Origin of the sequence: Planktothricoides raciborskii GIHE-MW2 (assembly GCF_040564635.1) — a bacterium.
GTDB lineage: Bacteria > Cyanobacteriota > Cyanobacteriia > Cyanobacteriales > Laspinemataceae > Planktothricoides > Planktothricoides raciborskii.
In genome coordinates, this window is record NZ_CP159837.1 from 5,338,430 (window position 1) to 5,364,160 (window position 25,731).

Genomic DNA, 25,731 nt, shown 5'->3' on the forward strand with positions numbered 1-25,731 from the left:
ACACAATTGGGCATACACACGGAAGAGGACTATCAGTGTGCTGTATCTAGCAGAAGTGAAAAAAGGTGGAGTTTTTGGTGGGAAGGCAGAGTTAAAACTGCTGGCCTGTCAGCGGGCTGACAGTTGGAGTGCTATTCCCAATGAAGAAGTCATTCCAGCGGAGGAAGCCAATAGCTTCAATTCGGGAGTGCTGGTACTGGTAGACCTGACTCCTAGTAAGCAAATCCAAAAGTTACGTCAGGATACCCCTGGTGAACTCCTGAAGATTTTGCAAAGTTTCTCCCGTCAGATCGAAAAGTACAAGAAAGAGTCGGAAGAGATTGAGCAGTGGAAGCGGTCGCTGATGTTCCAGAGCGAAGAACTTCAGCGTCGAGAAGAAGAAATGCAAGCCCAAGCCGAACAGCTTGAGCAGATTCACGCTGAATCCGAAAAGTTGGCAAAAGAACGTCAAGAGATGGAATCGGTGCGAGCCGAAGCCAGCAAACTTCAAGCAGAACTGGACAAAAACCGGCAAGAGTTGGATGCGGCATGGGAAGAACTCCGGCAACAACAAGCTGAATTCCAGCAAACGGGCAAATTAGATGAGCGATCGGCTCAAAATCTTCAGGAACTCGTCGATTATTTATCTCAAACCACTATTTCTGTTGAGTCAGTCAATGAGCCCTTGAATCTCGCTTTTGAGATACTAAGCAATCAGCAGTCAGCGGTTGCCGAATATCAACAACGTTTGGAAAACCATCGGCAAACCGCTCAACAACAGCAACAAGCGGTGGATAGCCAGTCAGAGGCACTCCAGAATCAGTGGCAAGCATGGCATAAAGCTCAAAAGACTTTAAATCAGCAACAAGCTGACTTGAAGGTTCACCAAAGTAGTTTGCTTCTTAAACAAGATTCTGCCCTGATGCTGCGTCACTATTTGCAAGAAGAGTATGAGTTGCAGGAATCTCTTAAACAAGTGGGTGGTTCAAACCCGGTGAATGTGTCAGAGAATCCTGATTGGGGTGAGTTAGAGAAGATGCCTCTGGAGAGTTTGCCCTCGGTGGTACTTTCTTTGCAGCAGGATTTGCAAAATCTGTTTCCTTTTGTGATTGGACAGGTTGAGGAGTTGGTGGAGGAGCAACGGAATAATCAACAAGAAGCTTATCAAATGTTGTATGAAACTTTGGTGGGTCAATGGCGCAATCTGTTGCAGCTTCAAGGCAAATTAACTCAGCATCAAGTGGTTTTAGGCCGTAAACTGCGGTTGCCCGAAGCACCTACAGGGGGGTCTCCAGCTTCGGTATCTGTGGAACCAATGGTCAGCAAAATCGAGGAACTTCGGCAATCTCAAGCCGAGAAATTGCAAAATCTTGAGAAGGAAATTGCTCAGATGGCGCCCAGTATTCAGGAAATGCTTGACCGACTGAATCAAGATTTAATCGATCATGAAGCCACGCATTTAGAACTGACGCAGCAAGAGCAAGCACTGCGGGAACAACGGCGATCGCTGGCTGAGTTGTCCGGTCAGTTGAGCCTCTATGAAGCGATGCTAAAACCCCAGGTAGCAAAACTGGCAGAACTGCGGCAAAAGCTGGAAACCGCAGTGGCGTCTTTAAATCAGCTTCAAGAGACAGGCAATTATCAACAACAGGCGATCGCGCAAATTCGCGATGTGGTGATCGATTTGGTGAATCCTCCCTCTGCTTAATTCCTGGTAATTTCTGGAGGTGTGGTGAACAATTTACCCAAATTTACCTAGTTTTTGGTTGTGGATTGATCTAGGATGATCCAATCCCCTTCTACGCGAGCGATCGCCCCACCCGGAAACGGATCGGTTTGCGAACCATTAGAGCTACCAATCAACTGAATCAATTTTTCGATCTGCTCGAAGTTTGGATTCGCCGGAAGCACCTTCTGTAACCACCGTCGCATCATCCGACGCTGAATCGCCAGGGGAGCCGTGAACAAAATCCGGCGATTTACCATGTTTTTTTCGGGATTACTATTGACTTTTTGTTGATTTTGTGGTAAGCACTGCTGAAGTAATTCACAGGCGATGACTTCGAGATATTCCACCTCCGCTCGCAATAGTTCCGCTGTTTGTGCGATCTGTTGTTCGACTTGAGGATTGAAGTGAGTGCATAAATAAGGAATTAATTCTTTGCGGATCCGGTTGCGAGCATATTTCAAGTCTTGATTTGTGGCATCTTCCCAAATAAAAATTGCTGCACCGGAGCAAAATTCGCCGGTTTGACTGCGAGTGACTTCGAGTAAAGGACGCACGAGTTTTATTTTATCGGTGAGTTGGCGTTGCCAAGTCAAGGCTTGTAAACCATCGGCTCCTGTGCCCCGCATCAGATTAAATAAAAGTGTTTCTGCCCGATCGCTTTGAGTGTGTCCCAGAACAATGGTGCCGTAGTTATGTTCGGTGGCGATCGCTTCTAAGACTTGATATCGCCATTGCCTTGCTGAAGCTTCGCTATGATCGGCTAAATTTTCAGCGGTGACCAAATGAAATGGTAAATCCCAGGAATGGGCTAATTGGGCGACATATTCAGCGTTGGCTTTTGAGTCAGGTCGCCAACCATGATCGCAATGAGCGATCGCCAATTGCCAATGCCATTTACGACGTAAGTCTAACAGCAGTTTAGCCAAACATAAAGAATCTTGACCCCCAGAAACGGCGATCAGAATGCGATCGTTTGGTAATAACAACTGTCGCTGTCGTAGGGTTTGATGTATTTTACTGTGCAGGGGTGTCCAAGCAAAATGATTAGATGGATTAAGCATGGCTGACTAGGGCAGTTGACTAGGTTTTTGCGTTAATATCTGGCAATTATAATAAAAATCAATCTCCCCAAATTCCTGCCTAAAACTTGACGGATTTTTGGGGATAACGAATGTAAATTTAAATGATGAACAGGTATTTCACTAATAGCCTGTTTGAGAAATAGAAATATTGGAGACCCACCATGTATGAAATCGTCAAACCCTGTCCGAAGAAAATCATACCGCCCAAAGATCTAAAAGATTTTCACCCAGACATCAATGCTGAAACTGTTTTACTAGAAGAAGTGTTTTATCATAAAGAAAATCACAGATTAGGTCAACACCAGGATGTTTTATCCGCTGATTATTACGGTAAATTAGAAAACCAGCAATACCAGGATAATACCGCATATTTAGGCCAGCGATATATTTGCAAAACTAATAACTTAATCCAACTAGAACATGAGATTAATTGTTTAAAAATATCTTTAATAAAATCTATACGAAGCCATCAGGAGACTCTGGAAGAAAAATTAAAGCAAGGCATGGATTTTCTCCAAGAACAATCACAAAAAATTAACGATTTATCTGCTCAACTAGAAGCGGAAATATTGAAATTTCAATCTCTGGCTAGAGAAGTCAACCAAGACTATCATGCGCTGCAAAATTATCAGCATCAATCAAAAGAAAGTTCCTCCCAACTTGAGCGAATCAGACCGGCAAATATTTGGGAAATTCGTTCCAGCCTTATTCCCAGGGTTGTTAAACAAGGAAATCAGTTTATTTTGACGACAAAACCAGTGGAGGAAGTTGCGGCAGACAATCCGGAAAACCGAGTCAAGAAAGCCCAGCAACGGCAAAAAGCTTTAGAATGCTGGTTAGAAGCCAAGCGACAAAGGATTATTCAGGATTTTTCCAGTCCTTAATTGATGACAGAAGATTGTACGTTCGCGAAGCGTTGCGGATGCAACATGGAGACCAACAAGCGCTGATGAACATACGACTAATTGTTAAAATATATTAAGATTGTCTTAAGTTCCTCTACTGGTTGGTAAATTCATGCACGTCAAGACAGTATTGCCCCCTAAGAATCAAGCACCAGTGGGTGCGACGAAATCATCATCCCATCTCAACTCCTCAGAAGTGCCTACCGTCACGGTGGAAACAAAAGCGATCCCGTCGGTAGAGGAACACTTCCAGAGTTCATCGGATCCAACGGCAGTCCGCTATGACCCGATCGCGATCGCCACACATTATCGCCTGCGACCCCTGCAAGTCTTAATGCGCCAGATTAGCATTATTTGGCCATTTTTGCTGTTTGCTCTGCGCCTTTGGTGGGACAAGAAAACGGGCAACAGCAAAAAAAATCAAGGCAAGCAAGCGATCCAACTGCGAGAAATGCTGACGAAACTAGGGCCAGCATTTATCAAAATTGGCCAAGCCCTCTCCACTCGTCCAGACTTGGTGCCCCCCCTATACCTGGAGGAGCTAACCAAACTGCAAGATCAACTGCCAGCTTTTGCCAACGAAATCGCCTATAAATTTATTGAAGAAGAATTAGGCGATCGCCCAGAAAACATCTACGCCGAACTTTCTCCCAACCCCGTAGCCGCTGCCTCCCTCGGTCAAGTTTACAAAGGCAAACTGAAAACTGGTGAAACCGTCGCCGTCAAAGTCCAACGACCGGGCTTAAAAGACAGCATGGGTCTTGATGTGTATATTTTGCGCCAACTGGCCATTTGGTTTGTCACCAACTTCAAACATCGAGTGAAAAGTGACCTCGTAGGCATCATGGATGAATTTGGCGCTCGCATCTATGAAGAAATGGACTACACCCAAGAAGGCCGGAATGCCGAAAAGTTTCAGGAACTTTATGGTCATCTCAAAGATATTTACGTTCCCAAGATTTATTGGGAATACACAGGGCGAGAAGTGCTGACAATGGAATGGGTGGAAGGCACTAAATTAACCAAATTATTAGAATTACGCCAACAAGGAATCGATCCGACTTATCTCATAGAAGTTGGAGTCAACTGTTCTCTGCGGCAACTTCTCGAACATGGATTTTTTCACGCTGACCCCCATCCCGGAAATTTATTAGCCACCACCGATGGCAAATTAGCATACCTCGACTTTGGCATGATGAGCCAAGTTAAACCCTATCAGCGTTATGGATTAATTGAAGCGGTGGTTCACTTGGTTAACCGAGACTTTGAAGGATTAGCCAAAGATTATGTCAAATTAGAATTTTTAACAGAAGATACGGACTTAACCCCGATCGTTCCCGCATTAGCCGGTGTATTTGGCAACGCTTTGGGTTCTAGTGTTGCTGAGTTAAATTTCAAAAGCATTACGGATCAACTATCGGAAGTGATGTATGAATATCCCTTTCGCGTTCCTGCTTATTACGCTTTAATTATTCGCTCTTTAGTCACCTTAGAAGGAATTGCCATTAACGTCGATCCAGAATTTAAAGTTCTGAGTAAAGCATATCCTTATGTGGCCAAGCGCTTATTAACTGACTCAGCCCCAGAATTAAGGTCTTCTTTACGGGATTTACTCTTTAAAGAAGGCAGCTTTCGCTGGAATCGTTTGGAAAACTTGTTAAAAAATGCCAAAAATAGTGATGATTATGACCTCAGTCAAAATTTAAATCAAGCTTTAGAATTTCTCTTTTCTGAACGGGGAGATTTCATTAGAGATTATTTGGTGGATGAAATTGTTAAAAGTATGGATATGCTATCACAGAATGCTTTTTACAATGCTCGATCTGTGATTGGTGAGTGGTTTGGGCTAACTGAAACACAGCCGCCAGTACCAGCAGCCGACCAAGAAAATTTAGAACGAATGCAACGGATTTTACTTTTGCTAAAAGATACTCCGGGTTTTGATCCGATGAAGTTAGTGCAGATGGTGCCACAAGTTTTAATGAAACCAGAAGTGCAACGTCTCGGTCAGGAAGTAGCCAGTAATTTGGCTCAAAGGGCTGTCGCTCGATTAATTCGTCAATTCTTGATCGGTGACTCCGCTGCCGATCCCGTTCCGTCAACCCATAATCCGAACAATCATTCTCGTCAAACCGTCGCACTTCCTCCGGGTCGATAATTAACTCTCGATCTGGCTGAGATAGGAGAAAAATATCTCTCAGAAATTGCCGTTGATGGGTGGGGGTAAACTTCACCCATTTTTTTTTCGACAGTTAATCACAAGTTAATCACCACATTAGAATTAAACAAGTTTCAATCAAGCGGATGCTGGGGCATGACCCTGTTAATTTACTGACCCGTAAAAAAAATTGTTATTTTATTATTGTGATCCGTTGCCTCGATCGCTGATCTGATTTCCGACATTTGAACCAGCGATCGCAGCATCACGATCTAAGTACCAATCCTACTAAGTAGCAATCCGCATTAATTTTCAACGGCAATTTAGCATGACTACTAACGCAGAATTCGTCTCTCAAACGATCGCACTAATCAACGTAGAACGTGCTAAGGAAAATTTAGCCCCCTTAGCCTTAGATTCTCAACTCAATCAAGTCGCCCAAAAACATAGTCAGGACATGGCCGAAAATGACTTTTTTGGTCAAAGTGGCTCCAATGGCTCCACCCCAGACAGCCGTCTCAGGGAAGTCGGTTATATTTTTTCTACCTTTAAACAAAACATTGCTGCCAGTCAACCGACTCCTGAATCCGTAGTCCAACGTTGGCTGAACGACCCGGGCGAACGGGCTAATCTGTTTGATAGATCCGTCCAAGGGATTGGCGTCGGCTATTTTTTCCTGGAAAATGACACCGGAAATTTTAATGCCCAACATTATTGGACATTAATGCTGGCCGATCGGACGCCAACTCCTACAACCGCGATCGCCGCCCCCAATATTGCCAGTGTGATCCAAGGCGGTAGTGGCAGCGACTCGATCCTTGGCGGTCTAGCGGCTGACAGCATCTTTGGCAATGATGGCGATGACTCCATCCTCGGCAGTAATGATAATGATGCGATCTTCGGCAACCGAGGCAACGATACTTTATTCGGAGAAGATGGTATCGACCAACTATTTGGTGGTAGAGATAATGACTGGCTCTTCGGCGGCGGTGGACTTGATTTCTTATCCGGCGACCTGGGTGACGATCTTCTTTTTGGCGGCACAGAAGAGGACACCCTCTTAGGAGTAGATGGCAATGACCAACTGTTTGGCGGGGACAATGCCGATAGTTTGGTCGGCGGAGATGGCGATGACAGCCTATTTGGGGAAGGAGACGGCGATCGCCTGGAAGGGGGTTTAGGCAGCGATCAACTGTTTGGCGGTGATGGCGACGATACCATCCTTGGACAAGAAAATGACGATCTACTGGTCGGGGACAGGGGAAATGATTTTCTCGATGGCGGGTCTGGTAACGACCAAATCCTCGGACTAGATGGCAACGATAACATTTTTGGCAGTCTCGGCAATGATACCCTCTATGGCAATGCTGGCAATGATGTGATTAACGGTGAAGATGGGGATGACCTGATTTACGGCGGCAGAGATGACGATCGGTTATTTGGTGACGTTGGCAACGATACTTTGAGTGGCGACCTCGGTAGCGATCTCCTATCGGGAGGTGATGGGGATGATTTACTCGAAGGAGGACTCGGGAACGATCAACTCTTTGGTGGCGACGGCAATGATACTCTCAATGGCGGTGATGGTGATGACTTCCTCAACGGCAACCAGGGGGCTGACGTCATCGATGGGGGTGCGGGAAGCGATCTGATCCACGGCGGCAAAGATAACGATACCATTACCGGGGGCGATGGCAACGATACCCTCAATGGCGACCTCGGTGATGACTTCATCGAGGGGGGTCTGGGCAATGATATCCTCAATGGCAGCGATGGCAATGATACCCTCAATGCCGATGAGGGAAATGATTTCCTCGATGGTGCAGAAGGGAATGATGTCCTCAATGGCGGCATTGGCAATGACATCTTGAATGGCGGTATTGGCGATGATGCACTCCAGGGCAACGAGGGGGATGATAGTCTCAACGGCGGTCTGGGCAACGATAATCTGGTTGGAGGAGATGGTAACGATACCCTGATCGGCGGGCCGGGTAATGATGTCCTCCAAGGAAATGATGGAGCCGACTACCTAGAAGGCGGTGATGGCAACGATCAGATCAATGGCGGTGCCGATAACGATATCTTAATCGGGGGAGCCGGAAATGATACCCTCGATGGGAGTGATGGCAACGATCAGATCAATGGCGGAGATGGAGATAATGTCATCAATGGGGGCAATGGTGATGATGTCATCGTTGCTCTGGGCGGCAATGACACCATTGATGGTGCTGCTGGCAATGATGTGATCCAAGCCGGTGATGGGGATAATGTCGTTAATGGTGGTGATGGCAGAGATGTGATTACCGCTGGTGCCGGTAACGATACCCTCAACGGGGGTGCTGGTCCCGATCAAATCAATGCCGGTGCCGGTGACGATCTGATCGATGGCGGCAGTGAAAATGATTTGCTTTCCGGTGGAGCGGGAAATGATACGATCATTGGGGCAGAGGGAAATGATACGATCGTTGGCGGCGCTGGTAGCGATCTGCTGACCGGAGGAGGGGGTCGAGACCGATTTTCTTTGGAAAATGCCGGAGGAATTGATGTCATCACGGATTTTGAACAAGGCATCGATTTGATTGTCTTGAGTGGTGGTTTAACCTTTCAGGATATTCGGATTATTGACCCCAATCCCATTCCGGCAGATCCGACCACCGAACCACCGACTCCCGCTGAAGAATCTTCAGATACGGCAATTATTCTCAATAGTACCGGCGAAGCCTTGATGCTGATCCAAGGGATTGCCCTCTCTGAGTTCCGGGGTTTTGCTAATTTCACCACTTAAACATCCCCAGGATCAAGCGAGTGATGGATTTATAGGCGATCGCGCTTCGGCGTTGCGGATGGAACCGAAGCTCATGAAGCGTTGCGATCGCAACATCGCAAAATTAATCATGGGGTCAAATTTTCAAAATTTTGATGCTCCCTTAACAGCGGAAATCCAAGCAGGGATATGACCTGGAGGTATTTAAAGCCAAAGGGAATGGCGTAAGCCATTCCCTTTGTTTCGTCTGGAAGTAAATATTTATGCTAAGATACGCAATGGCTTAAATGTTAAGCTGTACACAGAATGCTAACATACTATCCTGCTAGACCCCTAGCAAGTGAAATGATTATGACACTTGCCTGTCCTTTACTTCAAAGGCCGCCTGCGGTTTGGCAGGGGTTCACAGAGAATGAACCACTAACCGGCAAATAACCAGTAGAATTGTCACCTCTGGGTTAGATGCAACTCTGGGTTAGATGCAACCTACAACTGATCGTCTACAGCAGAGTGAGCAACCTAGGTAGCCGCTTAGGCGAGAGTTTTCTGTCTAGATAGGATAATAGATCCGCTAGGTTTTCTGTAGGGTTGACCGAATTGACAACAATTTCACGGTAGGCAATTCAATTGGAATCTGTCTATCTGTAACTTGACCAAACCTTGACTAAATTTTATCAAAAAGGAGAAAAAGGAGCAAGAATGACCCAAGTGGTAGTCGGCGAAAACGAAGGAATCGAATCTGCGTTGCGTCGCTTTAAACGGCAAGTTTCCAAAGCGGGAATTTTGGCAGATGTTAAAAGTCGGCGTTATTTTGAAAATCCCCAAGAAAAGAAAAAGCGCAAAGCCAGCGCCGCTCGTCGGAAAAGACGTTATCGTTAAATTTATACCCTATTTATATAACAGGATTTTCATCAATTTCGCCATACTAGCGATTCAAATGATTTCCTAGTTTTGCTGGGTAAAATATTTTTATCAGTGCAGGCTTTGCTCCGGAGCAAAGCCTGTTTTTATTGCATTTTATTGATTTTTTTACATTTATGAGTGACAATTATGTTGAAGTTTTATTTTTCCGCATTGTTTATGTAAAAAAAATACTTCATCCCTCAAAAAACATGACAATTTATTCAATTAATTTTCAAAAACTTAGTCTATTTACACCAAAATACTGACAAGAAAAAGGCTTTGGACTATGGTGACACTCGGATCTTGATTTCAAAATTAAATGAAATGAGTATAATTAAAAACAAAACAATCTAATGATGATGGCAAAAGCCATAAGTGAGATCGGTAAGAATGCAAAATTTAGAAATTATTACTGAATATCAGACAGGAAAGCGAGATTTTAGTCAGGTCAATCTGGTTAAGTCTGATTTGTATCGGGCAAATTTAAGTGAGGCGAATTTGATGGGGGCTAACCTGACGGATGCTAACTTAGGTCGCGCCAATCTTTCTAAGACGAATCTGAGTCAAGCAAATTTGAGTCACGCCAAATTAACCGCTAGTAAACTGACGGGGGCAAATTTATCCTATGCTAACCTCGAAGAGGCCAATCTGATGTATGCGGAACTCGGCAAAACAGATTGTCGTTATGCGAATTTGCGGTGCGCTAGTTTATGGCAAGCGATGTTAAATAATGCGGATTTTATGAATGCGGATTTAAGTTATGCCGATTTGAGTAATGCTGATTTGGTGGGCAGCAGTTTTGTTGGGGCAAATTTGACCGGTTCTGACCTGAGTGGAGCCAATTTGATTGCCGCTGATTTCGGGGCTGCCAATTTGAGGGGCGCCAATATGACTGGGGCGAATGTCTGGAATTCTAATCTCAAAGGAGCGGATTTAACGGATACAATTTTGCCCGATGGTCATAAACACGAGTAAGCAAAACAAGATTAATCTCGCCCATTCGATTGGAGGGCGATCGCGCTGACAATGGCAGTGTCATTTACCCCTCAATTCAATTGTCACCGTTTCCTAAAGCTGTCCCCTCAGATTATGATTCAAAATCAAGAATCTTCACTCGTCTCTAATCCTAATCAATCAAGGGTTTGAGACATATTAAACTTTATAATAACCTCTCAAATCGGTTCAATATCGCTCGACATGGTTATCCTTTTCGGGGTAAAATTTCCCCTAATTTACCCTAAAATAAGTTTGATATTTTATGCTAAACCCCAAAAATGTCAATATGAAAATAATCTTCACCTTAAATTACCCAATTTACCGCATAACAAGCATCAATTTGGCAGCGATATGCATGACCTTGGGTTTATCCACCTCAACTTATGCTCAACTAAGGACTACAGAAACTACATATTCATTGCCTATAAATCCCCAGTTATTGGTCAACGAGACTTCTTTTACTGGGATTGAATCACCACAGAATACCGAAGTTGATCCCCAAATTTTACGATTAACTTTAATGCGCGATCGCCATTGTAACATAACGAGTAACGCACCGATAGAAAATGCCGTCGCCAGTGATTTTATGCAACAATTAAATTGTGTTTTTTTATCCCCAGAAACTTTTTCAGATGCCGAGTTAATTCAAGGTTTACAGGTTGAATATCAATCAGCATCTAGGCCAATCATTTTGGAAACATGGGGACAACTTCAACCCGATGAAATATTGGCTCAACGCAGTGCTTTTCAAGAGGGAAAACCCCAAGTTTTGCTGACACCAATGGCAGGAGTGGGAGGCCGAAAAGGAGTTTATGGTGGGTTAAACTTAGAAGTCTCTAATTTAGGCAGTAATAATGGGATCATTGATGTTGGCTTAGAAGGGGGAGAGAAAACCGTAGGCGCCAGTTTTAGTTATACAGATCCTTGGTTCAATGATTCAGACTATGGTCCAGAGTATGATTTTGGCTATCAAGTTAAAGTGTTTAATAGCCGAAATCCAGAAAACAATTTTTTGAATGGATCCCCAGAAGTCAATCTGATCCATGACCATATCCCTTGGGTCGATCGCCTCGGTGGAGGGGTGGAATTTTTCCAACCTTTGACCAGTGATGGTCTGATCTTGAGTTTTGGGGCTAATTATCAGCGGGTGGCCATTCGTAATGCTGGTCTGACCGATCAAGTGTTTTCTCGCGATCAACTTGGCAATAGAGTCACCGTGAGTAATCAAGGAATTGATAATTTACTTACGGTGGGGGCGGGGCTATTTCAAGATCGTCGCAACGATCGCAACTGGCCGACGGAGGGCTATCGATTTCAACTCAGTGGGGAACAGTCCATCCCGTTGGGAGATAGCGAAATTAGCATGACTCGCGTGGTGGGCAGTTACAGTCAATTTATTCCTATCGGCTCCAGCACGATCGCTTTTGGTGTCCAAGGCGGTAACATTTTTGGGGATGCACCCCCGTATCAAGCATTTGAAATTGGCGGCGGTGACTCAGTGCGGGGCTATGGTGGTGCCGAAGTGGGCAGTGGTCGTCGATTTATCACCACAGCGGTTGAATATCGCTTTTTAATCGCCGATGACCTGGAATGGCCTTTTGTTTCTCGCTTGGGTGGCACCTTCTTTTTCGACTATGGCACCGATTTTGGATCGGGAGATGACGTGATTGGTCAGCCCGCAGAGGTAAGGGGGAAACCGGGTAATGGTTTTGGTGGCGGCGTGGGCGTCCGTTTACTGACGACTTTTGGCCAAGTCAGAGGCGAAGTGGGCATAAATGATGATGGTGATTTTTCTTTTCACATCCAACTAGGCGATCGCTTTTAACAGTTAACAGACTAATAACCCATCATTCCTCACCACCGCAGGGAAATTGATTCCCGGACATCTACTAGGGGCAATCGATCGATTGCCCCTAATGGACTGATGAAAAAAATGATCCAAAAAATAATGAAAAAAATGATCCAAAAAATAATGATGAAAAAAATTAAGTTTCTGGAATGACTGCACCAATGTCCTAGTATGATTTTCTTCAGCGCTTTTCTGGGATGAAAAATTCATGGAACTTAATGATCTATTGACCCGATATGCCAGTGGAGAAAGGGTTTTTCTCAAACAAAACTTTAGCCAACTTCATATCAGTGGCGTCAACCTCACCGGCGCAATTCTCCGGGATAGCAACTTCACCGCCACAAATTTGAGTGTTGCCTACCTAAGAAGAGTAGATTTTCGCGGCGCCGATCTCAAAGGGGCTGACCTGCGGGGTTCCTACCTCAAATGCGCCGACCTACGCGGCGCCGACCTACGATGGGCGGATATGGGCGGCACAGATATTTCCCAGTCTCTGTACAATATGCAGACCCAATTTCCTGAAGGCTTTGATCCCAAGGTGATGAGAGCTTATTTTATTAGCCCCGACAGCGATTTGAGCAACGCATTTCTCATGGGAGTGGATTTTCGCTGGACGAAACTTACTTACTGTAATCTGAGTGGATCTTACCTAGCCCACGCTGATTTAAGAAGTGCCGATCTGAGTCAGTGTAATTTAACCGATGCGGATCTCACGGCAGCCCTTTGGGATTCACAGACCCAGTTTCCCGAAGGATTCGATCCAAATTCAGCCGGCGCTTACGCTATTTGTCCGGGGGTGAACCTAACCTCAGCTAACCTCAGTCGGGCAAATCTCAGTGGGGTTAATTTAAATCAAGTGGATCTGACAGGCGCTAATCTCAGTTGGGCGGATTTAAGTCGGACTACCCTGCGAGAAGCCAACCTGACAGACGCTAATTTGAAACAAGCGAATCTAGTCGGAGCGGATCTGCGGGGCGCCAACTTAACCCGGACTTGTTTGGATGGATCCGACCTGAGAGGTGCGATTCTGCCTGATTATCGAACCGACTAACTCATATTAAGTCGCGCCTCTTCACCATGAGTGAGCCAGATTCCTGGTTGACAATATATCTGTATGGCACATTCATAAGTAGGTGGGCAGAAATAAATGCACCACAGACCCCATCAGAGGAAAGAGGAAAGAGGATGCATAGGAAAGAGGAAATATATTCTCTACTCTCTCTTCTCTATTCTCTCTCCTTCCTACAGGCGGGAATCCAAGGATTTACGGTGGGTAACAAAAAGTGCAATTAATTATGTTCACCTACTTATCTCGGTCATAGAACACTGGATCAAATCTGATAAAATATATAAGAATTTGCCGATTATGTGCAGATTAATCAACAGTTCATCAGGTTCGTTGACGGAAAAATCAAGGGTTCGGGATGTAACAGAAATATGTATGATGACGATCTAAACACAAGCCACTGCGGTCTTGGGGTCTCCCCAAGTAGAGCAAGTGGCGTAGAGATGAATGCTTCTGAAATTGAAAGTCCTCTGGATCTGATTGACCCGTCAACAGAGGTTAAGCCAGATCCAGAGGAAATGTTGCCATTGTTAACATCACCAGATCCCCAACAACGCACGATCGCCGCACGAGCATTCTGTGAAATTCAAGATGAACGAGCGATTCCCCATTTAATTAATCTCTTAAAAGAACCTTGCCCCTTAATTCGGGTGAGTGCTGCTTATGCCTTGGGCCGAAATCCCAGTGCTGATGCGGTGGAATCTTTAATTGAACGGCTGAATCAAGATTGGAATGGCTATGTGCGTAAAGGAGTGGTTTGGGCTTTGGGTAACTGTCGCGATCGCCGCGCCCTCAATCCCCTTTTGGATGCCTTAAAAACTGATATTTCCGCCGTTCGCCTTTGGGCTGCCAGTTCCCTGGGACAACTTGGCTCCCTGGGCTATGATGCGGTGGTGGCCGCCATTCCTCCGTTAATTCAAGCATTACTCAGAGACCCCATTGCCGCCGTGCGAAGTAACTGTGCTTGGGCGATCGGACAGCTTTGTCGGGAACTCCCCTCAAATGTGGTCTATGCGGGTGCCATTGATTCTCTGATTGAAGCCTTGGAAGAAGATACCGATATGGGAGTTCGCGAAGATGCCAAGTCTTCCTTGTTGCGGGTAGGAGATCCCCGTGGCTTACAAGTGATTGAAGAGTTAGAAATGGATGGATTGTTGTAATCATCGATGATTAGCCACCCAGGAAATGAAGTTGTTGGTTCTTTGTTATCAGTTATTAGTTAGTGGTTATTCGTCCCCAATAACCACTAACTAATAACCAATAACCAATTTGCTTTAAATCCGCAGACTGGTTAATTCGTTCATACTGGTAATGGCCTTTCGTGCTAGGCCCGGGGAATCCGCCCCTCAGTCTGACCAAATTTAATGAAATGCTCGATCGCCGATAACTGTCGGTTTTGCACTGCCGCCGCCACATCGGGATTGCGACCCAAGTAAAATGCTGTATCAAAGAAGGGACTGGGGTTCCGACCCTCAAATTGCCCAGCTTCGGTAAAATGTTTAAAGGCCGTGGTGATGCCTTGATTCACCGCATTCTTGACATCGGGGGATCGTCGGGATCTATGTCTGCAAATGGGATTTTCTGGTCAACTGGATTGTGAAGTAGATCACAACCCACTTAGGAACGCGATCGCTCAAACTTATGCTAAATTTCACCAACCTTGCCCAACCTTCATCACTGCTATTTCCCGCCAACCGGGGGACAATTAATCTAGAGAGGAAAGAAACAAAGCAATTTATTGTTAACTATGATTCGCAAGGTTGTCCAACAGGCTTTTCAGAGTGATTATTTATCTGCCGAGGCAGAATTCAACATTCGGCAACTATACCAGAGTTGTCAGTTAGACGACATCGATGCGCTGATTGATTTGCAGCAGGCATTAAATTACGGTTATTTACTACAAGAGTCGAGAATTTCTGCGATTGAAAATCACAAATATTTAGTCAGTAGCTATTAATTAAGTTATCAGTCATTTTCCATAAAAAATATTTAAAATCCACGGCGATCGCCTGTGGATTTTTTTGCTTTATTTTCTTGATAGTTGAAAATAGTTTTAAGCTGAATCATAAAAAATAATATCAAAAATTAATTAAAAACAATATTAATACCATTTAAATCGTTAAGTTGATGACTATGAAGGCACTAAAGTTTGTAAACGCCAGAATTCTTTTTGAATTTCAGACAACAGAGAACGATTTAACGGATCGGTTTTGATAGCTTTTTTGAGATAAATTTGTGCTTTCTCAAAGTCACCCATATCGATTAAATATCTGCCCATACGTTGATAAGTAATCGCCTGCCATTGCCTCACTTCCGTATCTTGAGGAATGCGTTGAACTAAGCCTTCAACCAAGGCGATCGCCCGGGCAAACCGTTGATATTTTAATAATTGTTGTAATTGCACATAAGCCCGTTGCTTGAGCAATTTGTCAAATTCCGACAAATTCGGATGATGTTGAAATTGTAGGGGCGATTCGTGAATCGCCCCTACTTCGGGGGTAGGATTTGACGCCGCCGGTTGAGCCGCTTTTTGGCGGGTTTCTGTTGGGGAATTTTCCGCTGACTGTGGGGCAGGAATCCCCGCAATTTGCTGACTATTTTGCGCCAACCAGTGAATTAGATTCTGATAGGCTTGATTAATCTGAATAAACTGTTCTTGCGATCGGGAATTTCCCGGATTCACATCAGGATGATACTGCCTTGCCAACCGACGGTAAGAATTTTTAACCTCGGCGATCGTGGCATTTGAGCTTAATCCTAAAATTTGATAACAATCTCCAATATTCATTGTTTGCTCAAAAAAAAAGCCGCCCGGATATAGTAATGCTGCGTAGAAATAGGGGCCCGCCATCGGCAGGGGTGTAGGGTGTAGGGTGTAGGGTGTAGGGTGTAGGGTGTAGGGCCGCCATCGGTATGGGGTGTGGGGGGAAGAGAGAAAAGAGAATAGAGAAAAGAGAATAGAGAATTTTCCTATGCATCCTATGCATCCTATGCATCCTATGCATCCTATGCATCCTCTTCCCCCACACCCTACACCCCACACCCTACACCCCACACCGACCCACACCCCCCGCCCTGGAGGTTAGGGATTAATCAGCACGTTCTTCAATGACGCGATCGATCAACCCATATTCTTTGGCTTCTGCCGCAGACATGAAAAAGTCGCGATCCATATCTTTCTCAATCTTTTGCAGAGGCTGACCCGTGCGATCCGCATAAATTTGATTGAGTTGCTGACGAATCCGAATAATTTCTCTGGCTTCAATCTCAATATCCGTCGCTTGTCCTCGGGTGCCACCAGAAGGTTGGTGAATCATAATCCGAGAGTTGGGTAAAGCTAAACGCTTGCCTTTGGCACCCGCTGCCAGCAGGAAAGATCCCATTGAAGCCGCCAAGCCCACACAAATCGTCACCACATCGGATTTAATGTGCTGCATGGTGTCATAAATCGCCATGCCGGAAGTGACAGAACCCCCAGGGGAGTTGATATAGAGAATAATATCTTTGCCTGCATCTTCAGAATCAAGATACAGCAAGATAGCGATGACTTCATTGGCCAATTCATCATCAATTTGTTCGCCAATGAAAATGATTCTCTCTCTAGCGAGGCGACTGTAAATAGAAATCCAATCAGTATAAGTAGACCCGGGCATCCGGTAAGGAACTTTAGGGACACCAATTGGCATAAGTTAATTCTCCGTTTTCAATTCTTTTGAGGGCAGCAATCAGCGATATCTCTCGGGAAAGAGAGTTTTGGGTTCTCAAATTGGTCTAAGTAGGGGCTTTCCAGCCGTTCGCCCCTACTTGACACCGGCTGGAATTGGGTGGGGTAATTCTTTTTTGCTCTCAAAGACGCGATCGATTAGTCCATATTCGACCGCCATTTGTGGGGTCAAATAAAACATCCGATCCATATCTTTGACAATTTTTTCCGGCGGTTGACCTGTATTCCGACTGAGAATAGAAATCATGGTTTGTTTATTCGCCAGAACTTCTTTCGCCCGAATTTGGATGTCAGTGGCTTGACCTCTGGTGTAGCTTCTGGGCTGGTGCAGGACAATGGTGGCATTGGGCAAACTAGCACGGCAGCCTTTGGTTCCCGCAGAGAGCAGCATTGCGGCCATTCCCATTGCGGAACCAATGCAGATGGTGTGAACCGGAGGCTTGATGTATCTCATGGTGTCACAAATGGCAAAGGCTTCCGTTTCAAAGCCAACGGGTTCACCACTATAGCTGGAGGTGCCAGTGGAGTTGATGTAGACGTTGATCGGTTTTTCGGGATCTTCGTACTGCAAGTAGAGCAGTTCCGCGATAATCAGTTGCGTAACGGCAGGCACTAAGGGCAAACCCAGATAGACAATCCGCTCTTTTAATAAAAGGGAGGGTAGGTCTGGGGGGGGTGTCCGATAGTAAGCGTCTCCTCGATAGGGAGCTTGAACTGCCTGAATGGGTGAGTTCATATCCTGTTGTGCTTGGAAATCATGGCGATATTCTTATTTATAGTAGCGTGTTAATCAGCGTTAATCAGCGTTAATTAGTCGATCGCCTCTGTTTTTGGGGCGATCGATAGAATGGAACCATGACCCCTGTGATTTTTTTTACTCCAAGAGGCTATCTAGATGAAAGTTGATTTACAGTCTGCTTTAAATGATGCCAACCTTGATGCTGGTCAAATTAATAACCAACGTCAACTGTGTACTTCTATTGCCGCTATTTCTGCGATCGCCCATGCTTCCGGATCCAGTTCGGTGCCCATAAATCTCTGTTTAATTCTTGACCATAGTGGTTCGATGAACGGAAAACCCCTGGAAACGGTGAAAGCAGCAGCGGAACGCTTGATGCATCGCCTCAAACCGGGCGATCGCATTTCCGTAGTGGCTTTCGATCATCGAGCCAAAGTGATTATCCCCAATCAAGCGATAGAAAACCGGTTTCTTGAAGAAACCGGGTTTCTCCAGTCCATGAAAAAACGGATTCAAGCCCTGAAAGCGGATGGGGGCACCGCGATTGATGAAGGCATAAAACTGGGCATAGAGGAACTACGCAAAGGGGCAAAAGATACGGTATCCCAGGCTTTTATCTTGACTGATGGGGAAAATGAACATGGTAGTAACGATCGCTGTGTGAAATTGGCTGTGTCCGCTGCTGACCATAACTTTACCCTCAATGCCCTGGGTTTTGGCGATCATTGGAACCAAGATGTGATGGAAAAAATTGCCGATGCTGCCGGTGGGACTCTGAGCTATATTGAGCGTCCCGATCGAGCGATCGAGGTGTTTGATGAGATTTTTACTCGGATCCAATCTGTCACTTTGACCAATGCCTATTTGTTATTTAAGTTAATGCCAAAAGTTCGTTTAGCGGAACTGAAACCCATTGCCCAAGTTGCCCCAGAAACCATTGAACTGCCGATTAACCCAGAAAAAGATGGGGAATTTTCTGTCCGTTTAGGGGATTTAATGATCGAACGTCAACGGGTGATTTTAACTAATTTATATATTGGTCAATTGCCTGAAGGCAGACAGGCGATCGCGCAATTGCGAGTCCGTTATGATAACCCGGCAACCGGAGAAAAAGGTTTATTATCCGATCCGGTTTTAGTGGATGCTAATGTGCTGGCTAGTTATCGACCAAATCCGAATGAGGAAGTCCAACAACATATTTTAGCTTTGGCTAAGTATCGCCAAACGCAAATTGCCGAACAAAAATTACAACAAGGCGATCGCCTTGGTGCTGCCACGATGTTACAAACTGCGGCCAAAACTGCTCTGCAAATGGGCGATCGCGGGGCAGCAACAGTCTTACAAGGCAGTGCCACTCAGTTACAAGAAGGCAAAGAACTTTCCGAAGGCGATCGCAAGAAAACCCGCATTGTTTCTAAAACTGTTTTACAGTAAAACGCTGCCAATCAATCGGTAAATGCAGCCCAGTTCAAAATTCAAACATAGTTGATTTTTAATTCAACAGATTATGTTCCTTGTTTCCCCAAACTAGGTCAGTAAAAATACTGACCTAGTTTTTTTATAAAATTGAAAACCATTCATCTCCATACTGGTTTTTTTACAATTTCTTAATATTTATGGATTTTCACTAGCAGGATAGATCGTTCAAAAAAATATTGATAAATAGATAGATAGATAAATAAATGAATGAAATGTAAAGAAAAATTACAAAGCTTAGTCAGGCTATTGCCAAACAATAGGCATTCGACTACTATGTCCTCAGAAACAAAAGGGAACTTCAACTGAATAAGGTTAACGCTAAATAATAAAACGAAACCCAGAGGATATTATCAATTGGGGTTGGTTCTAAATGCGTTAAAAATAATCGATCGAGAGAACAAGCCTGCCCCCGCGAATGCGGGGTATGGGGATTATTAGATATAAACCAATAGTTAGGATCTAATAATTTTCTTTCAATATACCAAATGATTGAATTGAGAAATTATCTATAGTCTTCATCTCCATGAGATAGAGATTAATAGTGATGTTTTGTGATAAAATAAAATAATTACGAATTATTATCTGAAAAACTCAAGTTAATTGAGCCATATTTTCGATGATAAAGCTATGAATAAATAGGATCGTAAACGATAACGATTTAGTTTGTGTTTCTTTGTGTTTTTATGGGGCAACAAGACTAACTTATGTCTGCGATTTTTGGGATACCGGCATTGCCAGAACTGATGGCGATGACTCAAGGAGATAAGAATATTTGCATTGCGGTCTTGGATGGCCCAGTGGATCGAGATCATCCTTGCTTTGAGGGCGCAGACCTGACCCGCTTGCCGTCCTTGGTGAAAGGGGAAGCTCGACCTGATGGGAATATGTCAGCCCACGGCACCCATGTTTCCAGCATTATCTTTGGTCAGCCAGGGAGTTCGGTGCCGGGAATTGCCCCGAAATGCAAAGGGGTCATTGTTCCCGTATTTTCAGACGATCGCCGAGGTGTGTCGCAGTTAGACCTCGCCCGAGCCATCGAGCAGGCGGTGAATGCTGGAGCCCACATCATCAATCTCAGCGGTGGTGAACTCACTGACTTTGGGGAAGCGGACGGGTGGCTGGAGAATGCGGTGCGATTATGTGCGCGGAAAAATGTTTTACTCGTCGCTGCCGCTGGTAACAATGGGTGCGAATGTCTGCACGTTCCGGCTGCCCTGCCCGCTGTCCTCGCAGTGGGCGCGATGGATGCCAATGGCAAACCCCTAGACTTCAGCAACTGGGGCGAAGCCTATCAAACCCAAGGCATCCTTGCCCTTGGGAAAGACATTCTGGGGGCAAAACCCGGTGGGGGAACCCAGACCCTCAGCGGGACAAGCTTGGCCACACCCATTGTTTCCGGGGTGGCGGCGTTGCTGCTGAGTCTGCAACGGGAACGAGGGGAAAACCCTGACCCCCAAAAAGTTCGTCAAGTGTTATTGCAGAGTGCTTTGCCCTGTAACCTTGACTTGCCTGCGGAGACCGTTCGCTGTTTGGCAGGCAAACTCAACATCTCTGGATCTGTCACATTACTAACAGGAGGAAATATGCCAGAGGAAATTGCATCAATGGCATCCGTTGATGCATCATCAGAAGTAGAAGCCGCAGGATGCGGTTGTGGTGGCGGTACGCCAGTTGCTCTACTTGGGGAAACCCCAAGACCGCACGGGCTTTTGAATACAGCGGCTGGACAAACACAGCCTGCATCAGCAGCCAGACCGAGTAATAATCTCCCTAACTTGCAAGATCTAATTAAATCTGTACCCCAACAACCAGCAATGCCACCAATGTCTAACATTACTGCTAATTCTGTCACCGCCAGCGAAGCCCCTAGTCAAATTGCCGATCTCGGTCAAATTGTCTATGCTTTAGGAACTCTAGGTTATGACTTCGGGACTGAAGCCCGTCGGGACTCTTTTAAGCAATTGATGCCTCCGTTTGAGTTTGCCGGGACGATGGTGCCAGCGAACCCCTACGATGCCCGCCAGATGGTGGATTACTTGGCAAACGATATCTCTGAATCGCGATCGCTCATCTGGACACTCAACATTGAACTGACTCCAGTCTATGCGATCGCGCCCACCGGCCCATTCGCCGCCGATGCTTACCGCGCCCTCCACGAACTACTCGGCGGTCAAATCCAGCCTGAGAGCGATGCTGAATACGTTGAGCGGGTCAGCATCCCTGGTGTTTTAACTGGGAAAAAGGTCAAGCTATTCTCCGGTCAAATCGTTCCGGTGATTGAACCCCTGGGAACCCGAGGCATTTACGGCTGGAAGGTCAACAGCTTGGTGAGTGCGGCGATGGAAGCAGTGCAAGCGGAAGACGGAACTGCCGACGAAGACCGGATTCGCAAGACTTTGGATGGTTTCCTCAACCGGATTTACTACGATCTACGCAACCTGGGAACCACTTCCCAAGACCGCGCCCTCAACTTTGCCGTCACCAACGCTTTCCAAGCTGCCCAAACCTTCAGCCAAGCAGTAGCCGTTGGCATGGAACTCGACAGCATTACGGTTGAAAAAAGTCCCTTCTGTCGGATAGATAGCGACTGTTGGGATGTGAAGCTGAAGTTCTTCGATCCAGAAAACAGCCGTCGAGCCAAGAAAATTTTCCGCTTTACAATTGATGTAAGTGACCTAATTCCTGTCACTCTCGGCGAAGTTCGTTCTTGGTCTTCTCCTTACTAAGGAGTTGTACTGGCTTAGTGAGAGTGGAGTTGACTATTGCACTCTCACTCGAACATCCCAATGTGAGAAATCTACAAAAACCGGGTTTCTTTAGAAAATCTCTGTAATCCCAGCAAAATTGTCATAGAAACCCGGTTTCTATAGCGGAGAATCTTAAACCATGCGACTACCTATATTGTCTCCTCCTGTCAAACGTCCCCATTTTATCCAGCCCGCCCTATGCGTGGATCTAGAAAATGGTCGGATCGAGGATCTGGTGCATATTCGGATGGATTTGCTCCATGCCGCCAACTATAACGATCCGCCAGCCTTTGCCAACCGTAGTTTCAACCAAGTAATGCACTCGAGTGTCAGTGCGAGTGCAGCCAGTCAGGGTTGGGGTGGCTTTGGGGGCATGGGACGATTCTATTAATGTAGGTTGGGTTGAGGAACGAAACCCAACGAAACCCAACGAATAATGTAGGTTGGGTTGAGGAACGAAACCCAACGAAACCCAACTTACCACCTCAAACAACCGAAAAAGGAAACTGAAACTATGGCTAAGAAGAAAACAACAGAAAGAGCCTCAGAAGTCTCCACCACCGAAGTCACCTCTACTCCCGAACCGAAAAAGTCTTATGTACCCACTTCCCAGACCGGGCTGCAAGATTATTCTTACTGGTGGGAATACGTGAGACAACACGCCAAAGCGCAGGAAGATCAGCCCAAATCCTTCCGACGAGGCCGCATCTGGGCATAACTCCTAGCTTGTATTAATTGATTTGTCTACTTAATCACTGACTTTTTGCTCTATGCCATCCACTCCACTACTGCAAATTAAGCCCCACTTTCATGTCGAGGTAATCGAACCCAAGCAAGTGTATCTCCTGGGCGAACAGGCTAACTATGCCCTCACCGGACAACTGTACTGCCAGATTTTGCCCCTCTTGGATGGGCAACACAATCGCGAGCAGATTGTGGAAAAGCTGGATGGGGAAGTGCCAGAAGAATACATCGACTATGTACTGGAGCGTCTGACGGAAAAGGGCTACCTCACCGAGGCTGCCCCAGAACTTTCCCCGGAAGTGGCGGCATTTTGGAGCGAGTTAGGGATTGCACCCCCCGTTGCGGCGGCAGCTTTAAGGCAACCCGTCACCCTAACAACGGTGGGCGAAAATATCAGTGAAGTGACAGTAGCCGCCCTAACCACAGCCCTGCAAGACATTGGCATTTCCGTGCAGTCTCCCACAGCAGAGGATTCTGCAACAGCACTGAACGTGGTGTTGACCGATGACTATTTGCAGCCGGAACTCACCAAGATTAATAAACAGGCACTAGAGCGCCAACAAACTTGGCTGCTGGTTAAGCCTGTAGGCAGTGTCCTGTGGCTAGGGCCGGTGTTTGTTCCGGGTAAGACCGGATGTTGGGGCTGTCTAGCCCATCCCCTCCGGGGCAACCGGGAAGTTGAATCGTCAGTTTTGCGGCAAAAGCAAGCCCAGCAGCAACGCAATGGTCAGAACGGTTCTGCGATCGGCTGCTTGCCCACCGCCAAGGCAACCTTACCTTCCACCTTGCAAACCGGGCTACAGTTTGCCGCCACGGAGATTGCCAAGTGCATTGTCAAGCAATACGTCAATGCCACTGCACCGGGAACAGTGTTCTTTCCCACTCTGGACGGCAAGATTATCACCTTTAATCACACAGTTATCGACTTGAAAAGTCATGTTCTCGTCCGACGACCCCAATGTCCTAGCTGTGGCGAACCGCAAATTTTGCAGCGGCGAGGCTTTGAACCCCTGAAGCTAGAATCCCGTCGCAAGCTGTTCACCCAGGATGGGGGCCACCGCGCCACAACACCAGAACAGACGGTGCAGAAATACCAGCACTTAATCAGCCCGATAACCGGAGTGGTGACGGAACTGGTGCGGATCACTGACCCCGCGAATCCCTTGGTACATACCTATCGGGCGGGGCATAGCTTCGGTGCTGCTACTACCTTGCGGGGTTTACGCAACACCCTGAAACACAAGAGTTCTGGTAAAGGCAAAACCGATAGCCAATCCAAGGCGAGTGGTTTTTGTGAGGCAGTGGAACGCTATTCGGGGATCTTTCAGGGGGATGAACCCCGCAAACGGGCAACCCTGGCGGAACTGGGAGACTTGGCGATTCATCCAGAGCAATGTTTGTGCTTTAGCGACACCCAGTATGCTAACCGGGAAGCCCTCAACGAGCAGGCAACAGTAGCTCACGATTGGATTCCCCAGCGATTTGATGCCAGTCAAGCCATTGAATGGACGCCCGTATGGTCGTTAACAGAGCAGACCCATAAGTATCTGCCTACCGCAATGTGCTACTACCATTATCCCTTGCCCCCAGAACACCGCTTCGCCAGAGGTGATTCCAACGGTAATGCTGCTGGGAACACCCTAGAAGAAGCCATCCTACAAGGGTTTCTGGAATTGGTAGAGCGTGATAGCGTCGGGTTGTGGTGGTACAACCGTCTCAGCCGTCCGGCAGTGGACTTGAGCAGCTTTGATGAGCCGTATTTTGTGCAGTTGCAGCAGTTCTATCGGGAAAACGATCGGGATTTGTGGGTGCTGGATTTGACCGCAGATTTAGGCATTCCCGCTTTTGTGGGGGTGTCGAATCGGAAAACGGGAAGCTCGGAACGCCTGATTCTAGGCTTTGGGGCGCACCTTGACCCAACTGTTGCCATTATCCGAACCCTCACCGAAGTGAGTCAAATAGGCTTGGAACTGGATAAAGTGCCAGACGAGAACCTGAAAAGCGATGCAAAGGATTGGTTAGTGAATGCGAAATTGGCGGATCATCCCTATTTGCTTCCTGATGCCACCCAACCCCTCAAGACGGCTCAGGACTATCCCAAGCTGTGGGGAGATGATATTTACGCGGAGGTGAATACCTGTGTGGAGATTGCCAAGCAAGCGGGTTTAGAAACCTTGGTGGTGGATCAAACCCGACCGGACATTGGTTTGAATGTGGTTAAGGTAATTGTGCCAGGGATGCGGCATTTCTGGTCGCGGTTTGGGGCCGGTCGGCTCTACGATGTGCCGGTGAAGTTGGGATGGTTAGCGGAACCGCTCACGGAGGGACAGATGAACCCGACACCGATGCCATTTTAAGTTTTTTAAAGTTTAGGGGCGACTTGCTTTCACTACATCACAAATATCGCCCCACTAGGCTTCTTCTCAATGAAGAAGAGGACTGACCCACCTCAACGGGTCAACAAACAAAATGAGGATTACTCCAATGGACAAGAAAAACCTCCTGCCCAACCAAGGCAAACCCGTCATCCGTGGCATCAGTGGTAAACTCCCCAGCCACTTGGCTGAACTCTCCGAGGAAGCTCTCGGTGGTGCCGGTGTAGATGCCTCTTTCGTGCCTTGCTGTTCCTATGATGGGGCAGATGCCTCTTTCGTGCCTTGCTGTTCCTACGATGGGGCAGATGCCTCTTTCGTGCCTTGCTGTTCCTACGATGATGGTGATGCCTAAATCACCTGAATTGGCAATAGCTAGCCAATCAAATATTCAGCCTAGTCCACCTTGGGGAATATGGCAGTTTACTGTCATAAATTTGAACAGGAAAGGTCGCTAGGCTTTAGTAGAAAGACGAGGATAAGGATGCTGGGATA

At 46.3% G+C, this 25,731-nt stretch carries 22 protein-coding genes; 17 read left to right on the forward strand and 5 right to left on the reverse strand.

What is annotated here, in order from left to right:
• The first annotated feature begins 37 nt into the window (after positions 1–37).
• A complete protein-coding gene (gene hmpF / locus ABWT76_RS22845; protein WP_054466044.1) occupies positions 38–1,687 on the forward strand; it encodes a pilus motility taxis protein HmpF in 1,650 nt (549 codons plus the stop codon).
• A gap of 47 nt (positions 1,688–1,734) precedes the next feature.
• Here hmpF and tilS read toward each other — a convergent pair whose 3' ends face one another.
• The gene (gene tilS / locus ABWT76_RS22850; RefSeq protein WP_054466045.1) at positions 1,735–2,769 is read right to left on the reverse strand and encodes a tRNA lysidine(34) synthetase TilS; all 1,035 of its coding nucleotides are present in this window, start codon (positions 2,767–2,769) and stop codon (positions 1,735–1,737) included.
• Positions 2,770–2,951: 182 nt separating this feature from the next.
• Here tilS and ABWT76_RS22855 point away from each other — a divergent pair, with 182 nt between their 5' ends.
• The 9 genes from ABWT76_RS22855 (at position 2,952) to ABWT76_RS22895 (ending at position 14,591) form a co-directional block, all read left to right on the forward strand.
• Positions 2,952–3,674: a hypothetical protein gene (locus tag ABWT76_RS22855; RefSeq protein WP_354635000.1), complete on the forward strand. Its 723-nt coding sequence runs from the start codon at positions 2,952–2,954 to the stop codon at positions 3,672–3,674.
• A gap of 133 nt (positions 3,675–3,807) precedes the next feature.
• Positions 3,808–5,853 (forward strand): AarF/ABC1/UbiB kinase family protein, encoded by a 2,046-nt coding sequence (locus ABWT76_RS22860; protein ID WP_054466047.1) that lies wholly within the window; start codon positions 3,808–3,810, stop codon positions 5,851–5,853.
• Positions 5,854–6,181: 328 nt separating this feature from the next.
• Positions 6,182–8,638 (forward strand): CAP domain-containing protein, encoded by a 2,457-nt coding sequence (locus ABWT76_RS22865; RefSeq protein ID WP_354635001.1) that lies wholly within the window; start codon positions 6,182–6,184, stop codon positions 8,636–8,638.
• Positions 8,619–8,810, forward strand: coding sequence for a hypothetical protein (locus ABWT76_RS22870; RefSeq protein WP_054466052.1), 192 nt, complete (start codon positions 8,619–8,621; stop codon positions 8,808–8,810). The genes ABWT76_RS22865 and ABWT76_RS22870 overlap by 20 nt, the downstream gene beginning before the upstream one ends.
• Before the next feature lie 506 nt (positions 8,811–9,316).
• Entirely contained in the window at positions 9,317–9,496 is a 180-nt protein-coding gene (gene rpsU / locus ABWT76_RS22875; RefSeq protein ID WP_054466053.1) for a 30S ribosomal protein S21, read from the forward strand.
• A gap of 414 nt (positions 9,497–9,910) precedes the next feature.
• Complete coding sequence (locus tag ABWT76_RS22880; protein WP_054466054.1) at positions 9,911–10,495, forward strand: pentapeptide repeat-containing protein; 585 nt, start codon at positions 9,911–9,913, stop codon at positions 10,493–10,495.
• 376 nt (positions 10,496–10,871) lie between these two features.
• Entirely contained in the window at positions 10,872–12,341 is a 1,470-nt protein-coding gene (locus ABWT76_RS22885) for a BamA/TamA family outer membrane protein (protein ID WP_190883050.1), read from the forward strand.
• A 232-nt stretch (positions 12,342–12,573) separates the two neighbouring features.
• The gene (locus tag ABWT76_RS22890; RefSeq protein ID WP_054466057.1) at positions 12,574–13,416 is read left to right on the forward strand and encodes a pentapeptide repeat-containing protein; all 843 of its coding nucleotides are present in this window, start codon (positions 12,574–12,576) and stop codon (positions 13,414–13,416) included.
• Between the two features lie 458 nt (positions 13,417–13,874).
• A complete protein-coding gene (locus ABWT76_RS22895) occupies positions 13,875–14,591 on the forward strand; it encodes a HEAT repeat domain-containing protein (protein WP_054466058.1) in 717 nt (238 codons plus the stop codon).
• A gap of 164 nt (positions 14,592–14,755) precedes the next feature.
• On the opposite strand, the gene ABWT76_RS22900 is transcribed toward ABWT76_RS22895, so the two are convergent.
• Positions 14,756–14,959 (reverse strand): hypothetical protein, encoded by a 204-nt coding sequence (locus ABWT76_RS22900; protein ID WP_054466059.1) that lies wholly within the window; start codon positions 14,957–14,959, stop codon positions 14,756–14,758.
• Positions 14,960–15,178: 219 nt separating this feature from the next.
• Here ABWT76_RS22900 and ABWT76_RS22905 point away from each other — a divergent pair, with 219 nt between their 5' ends.
• Complete coding sequence (locus ABWT76_RS22905) at positions 15,179–15,388, forward strand: hypothetical protein (RefSeq protein WP_054466060.1); 210 nt, start codon at positions 15,179–15,181, stop codon at positions 15,386–15,388.
• A 174-nt stretch (positions 15,389–15,562) separates the two neighbouring features.
• Here ABWT76_RS22905 and ABWT76_RS22910 read toward each other — a convergent pair whose 3' ends face one another.
• The 3 genes from ABWT76_RS22910 to ABWT76_RS22920 all read right to left on the reverse strand — a co-directional run bounded on the left by ABWT76_RS22910 (position 15,563) and on the right by ABWT76_RS22920 (position 17,891).
• Entirely contained in the window at positions 15,563–16,219 is a 657-nt protein-coding gene (locus tag ABWT76_RS22910; RefSeq protein WP_190878885.1) for a DnaJ domain-containing protein, read from the reverse strand.
• Between the two features lie 301 nt (positions 16,220–16,520).
• The gene (locus ABWT76_RS22915) at positions 16,521–17,117 is read right to left on the reverse strand and encodes an ATP-dependent Clp protease proteolytic subunit (RefSeq protein WP_054466062.1); all 597 of its coding nucleotides are present in this window, start codon (positions 17,115–17,117) and stop codon (positions 16,521–16,523) included.
• A 114-nt stretch (positions 17,118–17,231) separates the two neighbouring features.
• Positions 17,232–17,891, reverse strand: a complete 660-nt coding sequence (locus tag ABWT76_RS22920) for an ATP-dependent Clp protease proteolytic subunit (RefSeq protein WP_190878887.1) — start codon at positions 17,889–17,891, stop codon at positions 17,232–17,234.
• Positions 17,892–18,050: 159 nt separating this feature from the next.
• Here ABWT76_RS22920 and ABWT76_RS22925 point away from each other — a divergent pair, with 159 nt between their 5' ends.
• The 6 genes from ABWT76_RS22925 to ABWT76_RS22950 all read left to right on the forward strand — a co-directional run bounded on the left by ABWT76_RS22925 (position 18,051) and on the right by ABWT76_RS22950 (position 25,591).
• The gene (locus ABWT76_RS22925; protein ID WP_190878889.1) at positions 18,051–19,328 is read left to right on the forward strand and encodes a VWA domain-containing protein; all 1,278 of its coding nucleotides are present in this window, start codon (positions 18,051–18,053) and stop codon (positions 19,326–19,328) included.
• A gap of 749 nt (positions 19,329–20,077) precedes the next feature.
• Positions 20,078–22,099 (forward strand): PatA/PatG family cyanobactin maturation protease, encoded by a 2,022-nt coding sequence (locus ABWT76_RS22930; RefSeq protein ID WP_054466065.1) that lies wholly within the window; start codon positions 20,078–20,080, stop codon positions 22,097–22,099.
• A 160-nt stretch (positions 22,100–22,259) separates the two neighbouring features.
• Positions 22,260–22,511 (forward strand): cyanobactin biosynthesis system PatB/AcyB/McaB family protein, encoded by a 252-nt coding sequence (locus ABWT76_RS22935; RefSeq protein WP_054466066.1) that lies wholly within the window; start codon positions 22,260–22,262, stop codon positions 22,509–22,511.
• Positions 22,512–22,634: 123 nt separating this feature from the next.
• Positions 22,635–22,838 carry a cyanobactin biosynthesis PatC/TenC/TruC family protein gene (locus tag ABWT76_RS22940; RefSeq protein WP_054466067.1) on the forward strand — a complete coding sequence of 68 codons (204 nt, stop codon included), beginning with the start codon at positions 22,635–22,637 and terminating at the stop codon, positions 22,836–22,838.
• A gap of 52 nt (positions 22,839–22,890) precedes the next feature.
• Positions 22,891–25,221, forward strand: a complete 2,331-nt coding sequence (locus ABWT76_RS22945) for a TOMM precursor leader peptide-binding protein (protein ID WP_054466068.1) — start codon at positions 22,891–22,893, stop codon at positions 25,219–25,221.
• A gap of 127 nt (positions 25,222–25,348) precedes the next feature.
• Entirely contained in the window at positions 25,349–25,591 is a 243-nt protein-coding gene (locus ABWT76_RS22950; protein WP_054466069.1) for a DUF5837 family cyanobactin class RiPP, read from the forward strand.
• Positions 25,592–25,731 lie beyond the last annotated feature (140 nt).